Source organism: Pseudomonas sp. ADAK21 (genome assembly GCF_012935735.1).
Taxonomy (GTDB): Bacteria; Pseudomonadota; Gammaproteobacteria; order Pseudomonadales; family Pseudomonadaceae; genus Aquipseudomonas; species Aquipseudomonas proteolytica.
This window is the reverse complement of record NZ_CP052857.1, coordinates 2,556,356-2,570,741: the sequence shown is the minus strand read 5'-3', so window position 1 is coordinate 2,570,741 and position 14,386 is coordinate 2,556,356. Positions and strand designations below refer to the sequence as shown.

The window sequence follows — 14,386 nt, the reverse complement described above, 5'->3', positions numbered from 1 at the left end:
CTATCTGTGAGCGAGCTCATTCGCGTACCTGACATCGGCAGCGGTGAAGGTGAAGTAATTGAACTGTTTGTGAAGGTCGGCGACAAAGTCGAAGCCGACCAGAGCATCCTGACCCTGGAATCGGACAAGGCGAGCATGGAAATCCCTGCTCCCAAGGCCGGCGTGGTCAAGAGCCTGAAAGTGAAGCTGGGCGACCGCCTGAAAGAAGGCGACGAACTGCTGGAGCTGGAAATCGAAGGAGCCGCTGACGCGGCCCCGGCGGCGGCACCTGCTGCAGCTGCTGACCCTGCGCCGGCTGAAAAGCCCGCTGCTGCTGCCGAGGCCCCAGCGGCCCCGGCTGCTGCACCGCCAGCGGCCACCGTTCAGGACATTCACGTCCCGGACATCGGTTCGTCGGGCAAGGCCAAGATCATCGAGCTGCTGGTCAAGGTCGGCGACACCGTCGAAGCCGACCAGTCGCTGATCACCCTGGAGTCCGACAAGGCCTCCATGGAAATCCCTTCGCCGGCTGCCGGCGTGGTGGAAAGCATCGCGGTCAAGCTGGAAGACGAAGTCGGCACTGGCGACTTCATCCTCAAGCTGAAAGTCGCGGGCGGCGCAGCTCCTGCTGCAGCCCCTGCACCAGCCGCTGCTGCTCCGGCCGCCAAGGCTGAAGCTGCACCTGCCGCCGCCCCGGCTCCTGCGGCAAAAGCCGAGGCCGCTCCGGCCCCGGCTGCTGCCCCTGCGCCAAGTGGTGCCAAGGCCCACGCCGGCCCTGCCGTACGCCAACTGGCCCGTGAATTCGGTGTCGAGTTGAGCGCTGTCAGCCCTACCGGCCCACACGGTCGCGTGCTCAAGGAAGACGTGCAGGTCTACGTCAAATCCATGATGCAAAAAGCCAAGGAAGCTCCGGCTGCCGGCGCTGCCACCGGTGGCTCGGGCATTCCGCCGATCCGCACCGTGGACTTCAGCCGCTTCGGTGAAATCGAAGAAGTGCCGATGACCCGCCTGATGCAAATCGGCGCGGCCGGTCTGCACGCCAGCTGGCTGAACATTCCGCACGTGACTCAGTTCGACCAGGCCGACATCACCGACCTGGAAGCTTTCCGCGTTGCGCAGAAAGCCGTGGCCGAGAAGGCCGGCGTGAAACTGACCGTACTGCCACTGCTGCTCAAGGCCTGTGCGCACCTGCTCAAGGAACTGCCGGACTTCAACAGTTCGCTGGCACCAAGCGGCAAAGCGATCATTCGCAAGAAGTACGTGCACATCGGCTTTGCGGTCGACACCCCGGATGGCCTGCTGGTACCGGTCATCAAGAACGTCGACCAGAAGAGCCTGCTGCAACTTGCTGGCGAAGCCGCGGCACTGGCTGCTAAGGCCCGCGACAAGAAGCTGACTCCGGACGACATGCAAGGCGCCTGCTTCACCATCTCCAGCCTCGGGCACATTGGCGGCACTGGCTTCACGCCAATCGTCAACGCGCCGGAAGTGGCGATCCTCGGTGTTTCCAAGGCCACTATCCAGCCTGTGTGGGACGGCAAGGCCTTCCAGCCGAAGCTGATGCTGCCACTGTCGCTGTCCTACGATCACCGTGTGATCAATGGCGCGGCCGCTGCACGCTTCACCCAGCGCCTGAGCCAGTTGCTGAACGATATCCGCACCATCCTGCTGTAACCCGCAGCAGCCTCCCCCTTCATCGGGGGAGGCTGGCTGCACGATTTCCGAGCGCCACGCTCGTACCTCAACCCCGCCAATTTGGCGGGGCTTTTTTTGCCCACCCAAATTGCCCATGCCCTTGTGTAGGAGCGAGCTTGCTCGCGAAGAACTCAAGGACGCCACACTCATTCAGGTCAGGCGCGTTATCGTTAACGATTTTCGCGAGCAAGCTAGCTCCTACAAAGGGCATGCAGGATAACCGTCCATCATTGCGACTGTAGAAAACAGCTGCGCGGCCGATAACCCACTTATAGCACTTAGCCTTCATCCTCTCTTGTCAGTCCGCGCTGCATGATGCAACCTTGCCGCAGACAGCAGTAAAGAGGGCGATAGCCCGGCGCGATGCGCATTTTTCCAAGCGAGTTCCCCCATGAAAAGCCAACCCGATGTCGCCCGAACGGCGGCCGAGGTCGTGACGCAATTACCGGTGCCTTCGCGCCTCGGTATGCTGCGTTTCGAACGGCTTAATGAGGCTAGCTGGGCGCTGCTGTACCTCGATCCCAATTGTGAACGCCAATTCGGCTTGCCCGCAGTAGAGCTGTGCTCGCTGCTCGGCGCCCCCTACGCCAGCCTGATGGAACCCCAGGCACGCTACCAGTTGCATGATGCGATCCAGCAGCAACTGACCGCCAGCCCCCATTACCTGGTGCGCTACACCCTGCACACCAACGACGGCCCGCTGAGCCTGCTGGAGGTGGGCGAGGCCTACAAGCAACACAATCGTCACTTGCTGCGCGGCTACCTGATGGTGGTAGACGGCTTGTTCAGCAACCTGGCACCGATGCCCGCCGCCGACCTGGAAGACCAGAACAGCCGCCTGCAGATCGCCCTGGAGCTCAACCAGCGCGCGCAACAGGAGCAGTTGCAACACCTGGAGCGGGTGCGCGCCCAGCAGGAACTGATCCTGCTGCTGGCCCGCCAGCGCTACAGCACCACCAACTCCCTGCAAGAAGCCGCCGAACTGATCACCCGCAGCGCCTGTGATATCTACCAGATCGACTGCGCCAGCATCTGGAACCTCGAAGGCCAGCAACTGGTGCCGATCTCTGCGTTTCATCGCGCCGACCAACAGCACCATATGCCGGCACCGATCGATGCCAGTGGCTTCCCGGACTACCTCGAAGCCCTGCACAGCAGCCGCGCCATCGACGCCAGCAATGCAATGCGCGACCCGCGCACCCGGGAAATGGTCGAAAGCCTGCGGCCCATGGACATCCATGCGATGCTCGACGCCAGTATCCGTGTCGACGGTCAGGTCGTGGGCGTGCTCTGCCTGGAGCAAAGCACTGGCACCCGGGATTGGCTGTCCGATGAGATCGCCTTTGCCGGCGAGTTGGCCGACCAGTTCGCCCAGGTCATCAACAACCACAATCGTCGCACCGCCACCAGTGCCCTGCACCTGTTCCAGCGCGCGGTGGAGCAAAGTGCCAATGCCTTCCTGCTGGTCAATTGCGACGGCGTGGTGGAATACGTCAACCCCAGCTTCACCGCGATCACCCAGTACAGCACCGAGGAAGTCCACGGCCATCGCCTGGCCCAGTTGCCGGCCCTGGAAAACCTCAGCGAACTGTTGTTCGACGCCCCTTCCAGCCTGGCCAAGAGCAACAGTTGGCAGGGCGAATTCAAGAGCCGGCGCAAAAACCTCGAGCCGTACTGGGGCCAGCTGTCGATTTCCAAGGTCTATGGCGACAACCGCGAACTGACCCACTACATCGGCATCTACGAAGACATCACCCAGACCAAGCTCGCCCAGCAGCGTATCGAGCGCCTGGCCTACACCGACAACCTGACCAACCTGGGCAACCGTCCGGCGTTTATCCGCAACCTCGATGAGCGCTTTGCCCGTGATAGCGACGCGCCCATCAGCCTGCTGCTGGTGGACATCGACAACTTCAAGCGGATCAATGACAGCCTCGGCCACCAGACCGGCGACAAGCTGCTGATCAGCCTGGCCCGGCGCCTGCGCAACAGCCTCAATGCCGGCGGCAGCCTGGCGCGCTTTGCCAGTAACGAATTTGCAGTGCTGCTGGATAACGCCGACCTTGAGGTCGGCCAGCAAATGGCCTCCCAGCTGTTGATGACCCTCGACAAACCGATGTTCGTCGACAACCAGTTGATCAGTGTCACCGGCTCCGTGGGCCTGGCCTGCGCGCCGCTGCATGGCCGCGACCCGCAGACCTTGATGCGCAACGCCGGCCTGGCGCTGCACAAGGCCAAGGCCAACGGCAAGCACCAGGTACAGGTGTTTACCGAGGCGCTGAATGCCGAGGCCAGCTACAAACTGTTCGTCGAAAACAACCTGCGCCGCGCCCTGACCCAGAACGAGCTGGACGTGTTCTACCAGCCCAAGCTGTGCCTGCGCAGCGGCCGCTTGCTGGGCATGGAAGCGCTGCTGCGCTGGAACCACCCGGAAAAGGGCATGATCCGTCCGGACCAGTTCATCAGCGTCGCGGAAGAGACGGGGCTGATCATCCCCATCGGCAAATGGATCGCGCGCCAGGCCTGCCGCATGAGCAAGCAGTTGAGCGCCGCCGGCATGGGCAACCTGCAGGTGGCGATCAACCTGTCGCCCAAGCAGTTTTCCGACCCGGACCTGGTGGCCTCCATCGCCAGCATCCTCAAGGAAGAACAACTGCCGGCCAATCTGCTGGAGCTGGAGCTGACCGAAGGCCTGCTGCTGGAGGCCACCGAAGATACGCGCCTGCAACTGGACCAGTTGAAGAGCTTCGGCCTGACCCTGGCCATGGATGATTTCGGCACCGGTTACTCATCCCTGAGTTACCTGAAGAAATTTCCCATCGACATCATCAAGATCGACCGCAGCTTTATCCATGAAATCCCGGACAACCAGGACGACATGGAAATCACCTCGGCGGTGATCGCCATGGCGCACAACCTCAAGCTCAAGGTGGTCGCCGAAGGCATCGAGACCGCCGAGCAGCTGGCGTTCCTGCGCCGCCATCGATGCGACGTCGGCCAGGGCTACCTGTTCGACCGGCCAATCCCCGGCTCCGAGTTGCTGGACAAGCTCAAACGCTATCCACGTGGGCCAATCGCCTGACAGCGCTGTAACACTCGGGCACACTGGTGGTCTGAACTGTTAACTCAACCTGACGAGAGGACTGATCATGGTCTTGCGCTCGGAAATCCTGGTGAATAAAAACGTGCTGCCGACTGCCGAACAAGCCCTGCCTGGTCGTGAAACCCCGATGAACCTGCCGGAGACACACTTCGTCAACGGCAACCCGTTGCTGGGCCCGTTCATGGATGATGTGGGCTTTGCGATCTTTGGCCTGGGGTGTTTCTGGGGTGCCGAACGCAAGTTCTGGCAACGCGATGGTGTGGTCAGCACGGTGGTCGGCTACGCCGGCGGCTTCACGCCCAACCCGACCTATGAAGAAGTCTGCTCGGGCCTGACCGGCCATAGCGAAGTGGTGCTGGTGGTGTATGACCAGGCCAAACTCAAGTACGAAGACCTGTTGAAGATGTTCTGGGAGCTGCACAACCCGACCCAGGGCATGCGCCAGGGCAATGATATTGGCAGCCAGTATCGCTCGGTGATCTACGCCACCACCCCTGAGCAACTGGACGCGGCCAAGGCCAGTGCACAGGCTTATCAGGAAGAACTGACCAAGGCCGGCCTGGGGGAAATCACCACTGAAATCGACCAGGCGCCGACGGTGTACTTCGCCGAGGCCTATCACCAGCAGTACCTGGCGAAGAATCCGCAGGGTTACTGCGGGATCGGCGGGACTGGCGTGACCTGCCCGATCTAAAAATGTGGGAGCGGGCTTGCTCGCGAATGCGGTGTGTCAGTCAGAGAATATGGCGACTGATACACCGCTTTCGCGAGCAAGCCCGCTCCCACATTTGTTCTGTGACCGACTTGATGCCGTTATTCGGCAATCAGCCAATCCATCTGCCACCCACCCTGGGTCTGTCCCAGTTTCTTCGACAGCCACGGCAGCAGCTCACGCAACTCCTCCTCAAGGCCCCACGGCGGGTTGGCAATCGCCAGGCCCGAGCCGGTCAGGGTGTTGGGGGTGTCCAGCGGATGCACCAGCAATTCCACGCGCAGCAGCTTTGGCGCGCCGGTGCCGGCCAGGTCCTGATAGAAGCGGCGCAACATGCGCTGGTCCTTCACTGGGTACCAGATCGCGGCGACCGTCTGGCGCATGCGGCCCACGGCTTCCTTGAGGGAGGCGGCGCAGCGCTGCATCTCATCGAGTTTTTCGAAAGGCGGGTCGATCAACATCAAGGCACGCTTTTCCGGCACCGGCAGCAAGGCCCGTGGCACATGCCAACCTTCGCCCAGATGGACCTTCACGCGGCGGTCGCCCTTCATGTTGTCCTTGAGCAGCACGCCGTCTTCCGGGTGTTTTTCGTTGAGCAGCACGCGGTCTTGCGGCCGGGTCAGGCGCCGCGCCAGTTCTGGCGAACCTGGGTAATAGCGCAATTGGCCATCCGGGTTCATCTCGTGCAGCACCTGCATGTAGTCAGCGGTCAGCGCCGGCAGGTCCGCCTCGCCCCACAGGCGGGCGATGCCTTCCAGGTATTCACCGGTGCGGTTGGCCTGGTCGCCTTGCAGGTCGTACAGACCGATCCCGGCATGGGTGTCGAGATAGGCAAACGGCTGCTCCTTGCGCGACATCAGGGCGATGAGGCGGGTCAAGGTCAGGTGTTTGAAGACATCGGCGTGGTTGCCGGCGTGAAAGGCGTGACGATAATTCATGGTTGCTCCTGCGCAGGGGGCGAAGTTTACCTTTTACGCGGGCAAAGGTGCAGGGCTGCATGCCAGGCGGTGCTTATGCCGCAAACGCAGGGGCAACACCGAAAACGTTCTAGCCGGTTATGTTGGAGCGGGCTTGCCCGCGATGCAGGCTACGGGGTATTACCCATACGCTGCGGTGATGCTATCGCCGGCAAGCCAGCTCCCCCGTTATCCGGGCTGCCCATGCAATCCAAGGAGGTCAAACAGCACCATGAAAGACGCCACCCTCGCCCTGCACCACGGTTTCAAATCGGACCCGACCACCAAGGCCGTCGCCGTACCGATCTACCAGAACGTCGCTTTCGAGTTCGATAACGCCCAGCACGGCGCCGACCTGTTCAACCTCGACGTGCCGGGCAATATCTACACGCGGATCATGAACCCCACCAATGACGTGCTGGAACAGCGCATGGCGGCGCTGGAAGGCGGGATCGCGGCCCTGGCTGTGTCGGCAGGCAGCGCGGCAATCCACTATGCCATCCAGGCCCTGACCCGCGCCGGCGACAATATCGTCTCCACCCCCCAGTTGTACGGCGGCACTTACACCCTGTTCGCCCACCTGCTGCCCAGCTTTGGCGTCGACGTGCGCTTTGCCCGCGATGACTCGGCCCAAGCCATCGCCGAACTGATCGACGAAAACACCAAGCTGGTGTACTGCGAGAGTATCGGCAACCCGGCCGGCAATATCGTCGACCTGCAGGCCCTGGCCGACGCTGCCCACGCCCGCGGCGTACCGCTGATGGTGGATAACACCGTCGCCACGCCGATCCTGTGCAAGCCGATCCAGTTTGGCGCAGACATCGTCGTGCATTCCCTGACCAAATATGTCGGCGGTCATGGCAACTCCCTGGGCGGGGTGATTGTCGACAGCGGCACCTTCCCCTGGACCGACTACCCGCAGAAATTCCCCGGCCTCAACCAGCCGGAGCCGGCCTACCATGGCGTGGTCTACACCGAAAAGTTCGGCCCGGCGGCCTTTATTGCCCGGGCCCGCACCGTGCCGCTGCGCAACACCGGCGCCGCCCTGGCGCCGATGAACGCCTTCCTGCTGCTGCAGGGCCTGGAAACCCTGGCCCTGCGCATGGAGCGCCACACCGAGAACGCGCTGAAAGTCGCGCAGTTCCTGCAGGCCCACGAACAGGTGGAATGGGTCAGCTACGCCGGCCTGGCGGATCACCCGCACCATCATCTGGCGCAAAAGTACATGCAGGGCAAACCCTCGGCGATCCTGTCCTTTGGCCTCAAAGGCGGCTATGAAGCCGGGGTGCGCTTCTACGATGCGCTGCAAATCTTCAAGCGCCTGGTGAATATCGGCGATGCCAAATCCCTGGCCTGCCATCCGGCCTCCACCACTCACCGGCAGATGAATACACAAGAGCAAACCAAGGCCGGTGTGCGTCCGGAGATGATCCGCCTGTCGGTAGGCATCGAGGCGATTGAAGACCTGCTCGATGACTTGCAGCAATCCCTGAACGCCTGACTCACCCCCGCTCGCCGGCCAGGTAGGCAACCAATGCCTGGTCCCCGGCGTAGGGCTGGCGCACAAAGTACGCGACCTTGTGCTTCAAGGTCGCGGGTGCGAAGGCGTCGTGCAGGTCGGGGTGTTCTTGGGCCAGCCATTGCAGCAGGTTGTCCACCAGGGTCACGCTGGACTGCTCGCCAAGCTGCTTGAGTAGGGTGGCCGGCACATTCCACCAGGGACTTTTCTTCGCCGCCCCCACCACCATGCCCGGCACGTGCTGAAGCTGCCCATTGATCCAGTAGCGTCGAAATACGGGAATCACCTCCCCCGCCCCAGGCCCCAGCGCTTGCAGGATCGGCAGCAGATAGCCGCCATCCCAGAAACGAAAGAACACCTCCTGCCCCTCGGACAAACGCACCTTGGTCAGGCTGGCGAGATGGTCAACCACTGTGGGCAACGGGCTGGAGGAAACACCCAGCCAGCCCCAATCGCTAGCAGTACACCGCGCCACCCAATCGAGAAACCCACTGCTTTCACTGACCAACGCCACATAGGGCATCACCTCACCCCAGGCGCCGTACTCGCTGCCGGCCCACACCGGGCTCAGCGGCCCGCCATCCGCCTGGCGCCAGGCCGCCACCGGCTGGCACTCGCTGGTGCTGGCCAGGATGACAAACACCTGCTCGCCGTCCTGCAGCGGCTCCTGGGCCAGCCATTCACGCGGGGTCATCATCGCAAGCCTCCAACCCGATGCTGCGGGGTATCACAGACACCATTCTTGCAGCGCTCACATTCCTCGCAGAACGGCGCACTGCGCTTGAGGCTGAACACCTGCGCGGCACTCAACGCCGCCTGCAGGGTTTCCTGCACGCCCGGGCGCAACGCTGATGGCGCCACGGCCGCCGCCGGCGCACCACCCAGCTGGATCGGCGTGCTACTGAAAATCCCTGCCGCCGACAGGGTGATCCATTGCCCCCCGGCCTGCAGTGTCAGGCTGGCACCGCCATCGACCACCATTTGCTGGCCCGCGCCAAGGCTGATCTGCTCACCCGCCTGCAGCGCATAACGTGCGACGTGCACCTGCTGCTGCCCCGCGATCACCAGATGATCGTCCTGCTTCAATTCCGTCAGCCGGTTGCCGTGGGTAATCCGCTGCTCCTGGCCGTGCAATTCGTGGTGCGACTCGCCGCGCACCTGCACATGGCGCTGGTGATCCACCTGCACGCGCAAATCATGGAGCACGTGCTGGGTCCAGTCGCGCTGGGCACGCAGGTAGATCTGCTCGGCGCCCTTGCGGTCTTCGATGCGCAGCTCGTTATAGCCGCCACCTCCCGGGCTGCTCTGGCTGCGGAGGATGCTGCGGGTCTTGTCCGCGGGCAAGTCGAGGGGCACCGGCGTCGCGCCGTTGGCCAGGCAACCCACCACCAGCGGCATGTCGATATCACCGTTGACGAAGCCCACCAGCACTTCCATGCCCACCCGCGGGATCGTCACGCTGCCGTAATGCTCATGGGCCCAGGCGCTGGCGACCCGCAGCCAGCAACTGGAATGTTCGCCGGATTGGCCGTGGCGATCCCAGGCCAGTTGCACCTTGACCCGGCCGAACTCGTCGCAATGGATTTCGCTGTCCGCGGGCCCCGTGACCACGGCGTTCTGATATCCGGCAAGCGGGGCCCTGGCCTCAGGCAGCGGCGGGCGAAACGGCACGTCCCAGGGCGTGGCGAAAAACTCGTTGCGGTAACCCTGCTCGTCCACCACGCCCACGGATTCCTCCAGCACTTGCGGCTGCCTGCCCTGATGGATCACCCGCGTCACCAGCCACAGGCCATTCCATTGCTGGCGCGGATGATCGGCCAGCTTGAGGAACTGCCCGCTGACCAACGCCGCCTGGTCGCCCTCACCCCGGGCCTGGCGCTGATCGCTGCGGTAACGCTCCAACGCCCGCTGCGCCAGATGCTTGCCCTGCCCACGGTCGGTGAAATGCCCGGGATAGCCCTGGGCCTCCAGCGTTGGCAGTTGCTCGCCCAGGGCGGCGCTTTCCAGCACCAGGCGTGGCTTGCGAAAGTCATAGTCGCGCAGGTTGACCCCGGTGGTCCGCGCCTCCAGGCGCACGTTGAAACGTTTGATCACCGGCACCGCCGCAACCATCCCTGAGCCCGGTGCATAGCCTGTCGGCTGATCCGCCTGGGCAAACACCGTCTGGTCATCACCGAACACCAGCAGGTGGCCCTCCGGCGAATGCTGAAAGTGATAGTGAATCCCCAGTTCGGCACACAGGCGCTGGATAAACGCCAGATCGGTCTCATCGAACTGCACGCAGTATTCACGTTCGGGGTAATCCGTACCCAGGCGCCATTCAAAGGCATCGCGCTGGATGCCCTGCCCTTCAAGCACCAGGCTGACGATCTGCGGCACCGTCTTGTGCTGGAAAATACGTTGGTGGGCACTGTGTTGCAGGTACGCCAGTTGCGGCACCAGGCTCACTTGATAGCGGGTCAGGCGCTGCCCCGAGTCACCTTGCGCAACGCCCTGGATTTGCCCGTGAATGCCATGGCCCAGCGTATCGAAGGCGAGAAAGGCCTGGCGGTGCAGCAGGTCTTCCAGATCCAGGTCCGGCTGTTCGCTGACCAGTTCAATATCAAAACAATAGGGCTGGCTGATCGCCTCCTCGCCCTTGAATGCCAGGACCTTGAGATCACTGGACCGGCCGTCGACGGTCAGGCTAAACGCACTTTGATTGGCAGGAGCGAACATCCGGTGTTTCTCTGCAAGTGGAAGGCCTGGGATTCTGCACCAGCCATTTGCCGAGCGGCGTACGCTGCAAGCAATTCAGTTAATCCCTACAGCCTAAAGGACTGATTCTGCATATCTGAGGCATCCCCGGCTGAAACGGTCCCATCCGCCGTTTTTTGTAAGACACCGGAAGAGATTGAGTAGCCCATTTCCCAAAGCAGCAAAAGCCCCGCAAATTCAGGCGCTACACGCACGACAGGCGCACCGCCAATCCTTAAATTGCTGCGCCATCTGCCTTCAAAAAGGACTGCTTGCATGGCGCGCCATCACCCTGCTTTCAACCGCCCCGATACCAACAAAAATTGCTGAGACATTGCCCATGACTCAGCCCTATGGATTTATCAATGACCGACCACAAAGCACAGCGCAACTCAAGGCCAGTTTAGGCTTGAGCAAGCAAGCCGGCATCAAGTTCGATGCGCTCAACACCCACATTCGTAATGTCATGGTGCTACCGGGACAACTGGTGATTATCGGCAACGACACCAGCATGGCATGCACCCTGGAAGAAGCCCGGCTGGCGCAAGCGGCCTGGAACATTCGTCATAGCCTGATGACCGAAGGCGGCGATGCTTTTGCCTTGCACAACTATGACCTGCTGCAAAAACTGCTGGGCTACGCTTCGCTGGGGATAGGCACGACGGGGGATGCCTGGGGCCGCCATCTGCAAGGCATTGGCAAAACCCTTGAAGACATTGATGCCCTGCACAAACAGTCCCTGCGCCAGGGCGGGGGCACGGTACGCGATGATTTCCTGGCTCGACGCCAAGCCTTGTTCGCCAAACTGGAGTCGCAGATGCGCGGGCTCGCCCGATATGGCACGGGTTTACGTAATGAGGGCTCGATCAAGAAAATGCTGGGAATATCCACAAGGAGTTATTTGCACACCGGGGAAATCAGCCGGTATGCCGAGACCGTTGCTCGGATTTCAAAGACCGCGAAACTGCTGAAGAATGGCACGCCGCTGGGGATTGCGTTGAGTACGACTTCGACGGCGTTGGAAATTAAGGAGGCGTGTTCTACTGGTAGAGAAGAGCGGTGCAGGAAATCTAAATATGTGGAAGTTAGCAGACTAGCCCTGGGCGTTACCGGGGGAGTTCTTGGCGGTTTTGCCGGAACAACACTTTGCTTCGCCATACTAGGCCCCACGACCGGTCCGCTTTCACTAAGCTGTCTATTGGTCCTTGGTGGAGCAGCAGGTGCGGCTGGAGGGAGTGCAGGAGGATATTTCGGAGAGGCCGCTGGAGAGATTCTGTATGAGTATTGACTACTTTCTGAGCCTCCCATTGAGATCGATTGTTGTGGTGGGTTCGTCACTCTCACTACTTGCAGCCCTATGTGTCGGATTTTTCCTGGCCTACCGAAAACTGGAGATTATGGAAAGCCATCTAAGCAAGTGTCGATTTATTGCGTTCCACAGTAACTATTGGGGGACCTCTCCACGAGAACGAATGGCCAGGTTAGCTTCAGTTTATGTAGCTATCGCCCTACCCAAGCTAAACGCCAGGCGAGGCATTATCGATTTACCGCAGGTACAAGCATTTCCTCGCCGCTTCAAACTCGCACTTCACGGGATGAATTTGATCGGCGTAGCCGGAGCGATAGGTGTAATGACCGTTTACTTCAGTGATCAACTGAACATGTGAAACCCAGGTCAGAGCAAACACGCGAAACAAAAAAGGCCCGACATCCAGGGATGCGGGCCTTTTTCAGTTCAGCGGGCCATCAAGGCCTGGATGAACGCCTCATTTGTTGAGGTTGTAGTCTTTCTCGGCAGCGGTGAAGCGCTCGACCATACCGGCAGTCGGGGCACCCATCTTGCTCACGAAGTAGATCGCCAGGCTGGCGAAGATAAAGCCTGGGATGATTTCGTACAGACCCAGCAACTCAAAGTGTTTCCACACGATCACGGTGATCGCGCCGACCAGGATACCGGCCAGTGCGCCGTTACGGGTCATGCCTTTCCACAGTACCGAGATCAGGACCACAGGGCCGAACGCGGCGCCGAAGCCGGCCCAGGCGTAGCTCACCAGGCCCAGTACACGGTTTTCCGGGTTAGCGGCCATCGCGATAGCGATCAGCGCAACCACCAGCACCATGATGCGACCTACCCATACCAATTCAAGCTGGGAAGCGCCCTTGCGCAGGAAAGCCTTGTAGAAGTCTTCGGTCAGGGCACTGGAGCACACCAGCAACTGGCAGCTCAGGGTGCTCATCACGGCAGCCAGGATGGCCGACAGCAGCACGCCAGCGATCCATGGGTTGAAGAGCAGCTTGGCCAGTTCGATGAACACACGCTCAGGGTTTTCGGTCACAGGACCTGCAACTTCAGGGTGTGCCGAGAAGTAGGCAATACCGAAGAAGCCTACAGCCACGGTGCCGGCCAGGCACAGGATCATCCAGGTCATGGAGATACGACGCGCATTGGCAATCGACTTGACCGAATCCGCCGCCATGAAACGCGCGAGGATGTGCGGCTGGCCGAAGTAGCCCAGGCCCCAGCCCATCAGCGAGATGATGCCGATGAAGGTGGTGTTTTTCAGCATGTCGAAGTTGGTTGGATCGTTCGCTTCAATAGCCAGGAACGTGGTATCGACGCCGCCGGTGGCCAGCAGCACGATGATTGGCGTGAGGATCAAGGCGAAGATCATCAGCGTGGCTTGTACGGTATCTGTCCAGCTTACTGCCAGGAAACCACCGATGAAGGTGTAGGCAATCGTCGCCGCAGCACCGGCCCACAGCGCCGTCCCGTAGGACATGCCGAAGGTGCTTTCGAACAGACGGGCACCCGCAACAATGCCGGACGCACAGTAGATGGTGAAGAACACCAGGATCACTACTGCCGAGATAATCCGCAGCAGGCCGCTTTTGTCTTCAAAGCGGCTGGAGAAGTAATCCGGCAGGGTCAGGGCGTCGCCGTTGTGTTCGGTCTGCACGCGCAGGCGACCGGCCACAAACAACCAGTTCAGGTAAGCACCGACGATCAGGCCGATGGCGATCCAGCTTTCCGACAGGCCCGACATGTAGATGGCACCTGGCAGGCCCATCAACAACCAGCCGCTCATATCCGAGGCGCCAGCCGAGAGTGCGGTGACGACGCTGCCGAGGCTGCGACCACCGAGGATGTAATCGGAAAGGTTATTGGTGGAGCGATAGGCCATCAGACCAATCAACACCATTGCCGCGATGTAGATCACAAATGTGATCAGGGTTGGATTACTTACGCTCATTGAGTTACGCCCTGGCTTTGTTTTTATGTAGCGGCGGTCTGTCAGCCCACCTACAAGAGAGTAGCTTGTAGACGAAACTGCATGCCGCGCATTTATGACTGACGTTTCCCCAGGAAAGCCATCAGCCGATGAACCGAACCTTGCAGTTGGTTGCACCTTGGGCGCGAATGCTATTCAACAAAGCAAATAAGGTGCAACCAGTTTCGTGAGAATAAGTTGCACCCAGGGATGATTTTCGGCAAACGGCGGGTTTTTGCTCCTTTTCGGAGCAAGAACAGCCAAATCCAGAAGTAAATGCACCAATACCAAGCCGATTCCGTCGACTGAAAATGAATTCTGACGAGCAGCGCGGATTTCGTGAAGAAAATGGGTTGCACCCGGTTGCACCTCGTACTGCGCAAAGCTAATCTTGCCGCCAGCTGATGCCACGCAGTA

Annotated in this window: 11 protein-coding genes; 6 read left to right on the top strand and 5 right to left on the bottom strand. The window is 60.9% G+C overall.

The window, feature by feature from the left end:
* Positions 1–6: 6 nt before the first annotated feature.
* From aceF to msrA, 3 genes are all read left to right on the top strand, one after another.
* Positions 7–1,653 carry a dihydrolipoyllysine-residue acetyltransferase gene (aceF, locus tag HKK57_RS11605; RefSeq protein ID WP_169390195.1) on the top strand — a complete coding sequence of 549 codons (1,647 nt, stop codon included), beginning with the start codon at positions 7–9 and terminating at the stop codon, positions 1,651–1,653.
* Between the two features lie 412 nt (positions 1,654–2,065).
* The gene (locus HKK57_RS11600) at positions 2,066–4,756 is read left to right on the top strand and encodes a putative bifunctional diguanylate cyclase/phosphodiesterase (RefSeq protein WP_029299205.1); all 2,691 of its coding nucleotides are present in this window, start codon (positions 2,066–2,068) and stop codon (positions 4,754–4,756) included.
* A gap of 67 nt (positions 4,757–4,823) precedes the next feature.
* Positions 4,824–5,471, top strand: a complete 648-nt coding sequence (gene msrA / locus HKK57_RS11595; protein WP_029299207.1) for a peptide-methionine (S)-S-oxide reductase MsrA — start codon at positions 4,824–4,826, stop codon at positions 5,469–5,471.
* Positions 5,472–5,590: 119 nt separating this feature from the next.
* Here the strand turns inward: msrA and HKK57_RS11590 are convergent, their stop codons facing one another.
* Complete coding sequence (locus HKK57_RS11590; protein ID WP_070996495.1) at positions 5,591–6,427, bottom strand: 23S rRNA (adenine(2030)-N(6))-methyltransferase RlmJ; 837 nt, start codon at positions 6,425–6,427, stop codon at positions 5,591–5,593.
* Between the two features lie 250 nt (positions 6,428–6,677).
* Between HKK57_RS11590 and HKK57_RS11585 the strand changes: the two genes are divergently transcribed.
* Positions 6,678–7,946, top strand: a complete 1,269-nt coding sequence (locus tag HKK57_RS11585) for an O-acetylhomoserine aminocarboxypropyltransferase/cysteine synthase family protein (RefSeq protein ID WP_169390194.1) — start codon at positions 6,678–6,680, stop codon at positions 7,944–7,946.
* Position 7,947: 1 nt separating this feature from the next.
* On the opposite strand, the gene HKK57_RS11580 is transcribed toward HKK57_RS11585, so the two are convergent.
* Both HKK57_RS11580 and tssI read right to left on the bottom strand, forming a co-directional pair.
* Complete coding sequence (locus HKK57_RS11580; protein WP_169390193.1) at positions 7,948–8,661, bottom strand: DUF4123 domain-containing protein; 714 nt, start codon at positions 8,659–8,661, stop codon at positions 7,948–7,950.
* Positions 8,658–10,682, bottom strand: a complete 2,025-nt coding sequence (gene tssI, locus HKK57_RS11575) for a type VI secretion system tip protein TssI/VgrG (RefSeq protein WP_169390192.1) — start codon at positions 10,680–10,682, stop codon at positions 8,658–8,660. The genes HKK57_RS11580 and tssI overlap by 4 nt, the downstream gene beginning before the upstream one ends.
* Before the next feature lie 358 nt (positions 10,683–11,040).
* Between tssI and HKK57_RS11570 the strand changes: the two genes are divergently transcribed.
* Both HKK57_RS11570 and HKK57_RS11565 read left to right on the top strand, forming a co-directional pair.
* Positions 11,041–11,988 carry a hypothetical protein gene (locus tag HKK57_RS11570; protein WP_070996500.1) on the top strand — a complete coding sequence of 316 codons (948 nt, stop codon included), beginning with the start codon at positions 11,041–11,043 and terminating at the stop codon, positions 11,986–11,988.
* Positions 11,978–12,367: a hypothetical protein gene (locus HKK57_RS11565; protein WP_169390191.1), complete on the top strand. Its 390-nt coding sequence runs from the start codon at positions 11,978–11,980 to the stop codon at positions 12,365–12,367. The genes HKK57_RS11570 and HKK57_RS11565 overlap by 11 nt, the downstream gene beginning before the upstream one ends.
* Positions 12,368–12,466: 99 nt before the next feature.
* On the opposite strand, the gene putP is transcribed toward HKK57_RS11565, so the two are convergent.
* Together putP and HKK57_RS11555 are read right to left on the bottom strand one after the other, a co-directional pair.
* Positions 12,467–13,951, bottom strand: coding sequence for a sodium/proline symporter PutP (gene putP, locus HKK57_RS11560; protein WP_029299217.1), 1,485 nt, complete (start codon positions 13,949–13,951; stop codon positions 12,467–12,469).
* Positions 13,952–14,125: 174 nt separating this feature from the next.
* On the bottom strand, positions 14,126–14,380 hold the full coding sequence (locus tag HKK57_RS11555; RefSeq protein WP_081041809.1) for a hypothetical protein: 255 nt from the start codon (positions 14,378–14,380) through the stop codon (positions 14,126–14,128).
* Positions 14,381–14,386 lie beyond the last annotated feature (6 nt).

Coding starts and splice junctions, on each gene's coding strand:
- tssI (WP_169390192.1), bottom strand. CDS start 10,682: ATGTTCGCTCCTGCCAATCAAAGTGCGTTTAGCCTGACCGTCGACGGC.
- HKK57_RS11585 (WP_169390194.1), top strand. CDS start 6,678: ATGAAAGACGCCACCCTCGCCCTGCACCACGGTTTCAAATCGGACCCG.
- HKK57_RS11565 (WP_169390191.1), top strand. CDS start 11,978: ATGAGTATTGACTACTTTCTGAGCCTCCCATTGAGATCGATTGTTGTG.
- HKK57_RS11590 (WP_070996495.1), bottom strand. CDS start 6,427: ATGAATTATCGTCACGCCTTTCACGCCGGCAACCACGCCGATGTCTTC.
- msrA (WP_029299207.1), top strand. CDS start 4,824: ATGGTCTTGCGCTCGGAAATCCTGGTGAATAAAAACGTGCTGCCGACT.
- HKK57_RS11570 (WP_070996500.1), top strand. CDS start 11,041: ATGACTCAGCCCTATGGATTTATCAATGACCGACCACAAAGCACAGCG.
- HKK57_RS11600 (WP_029299205.1), top strand. CDS start 2,066: ATGAAAAGCCAACCCGATGTCGCCCGAACGGCGGCCGAGGTCGTGACG.
- putP (WP_029299217.1), bottom strand. CDS start 13,951: ATGAGCGTAAGTAATCCAACCCTGATCACATTTGTGATCTACATCGCG.
- HKK57_RS11580 (WP_169390193.1), bottom strand. CDS start 8,661: ATGATGACCCCGCGTGAATGGCTGGCCCAGGAGCCGCTGCAGGACGGC.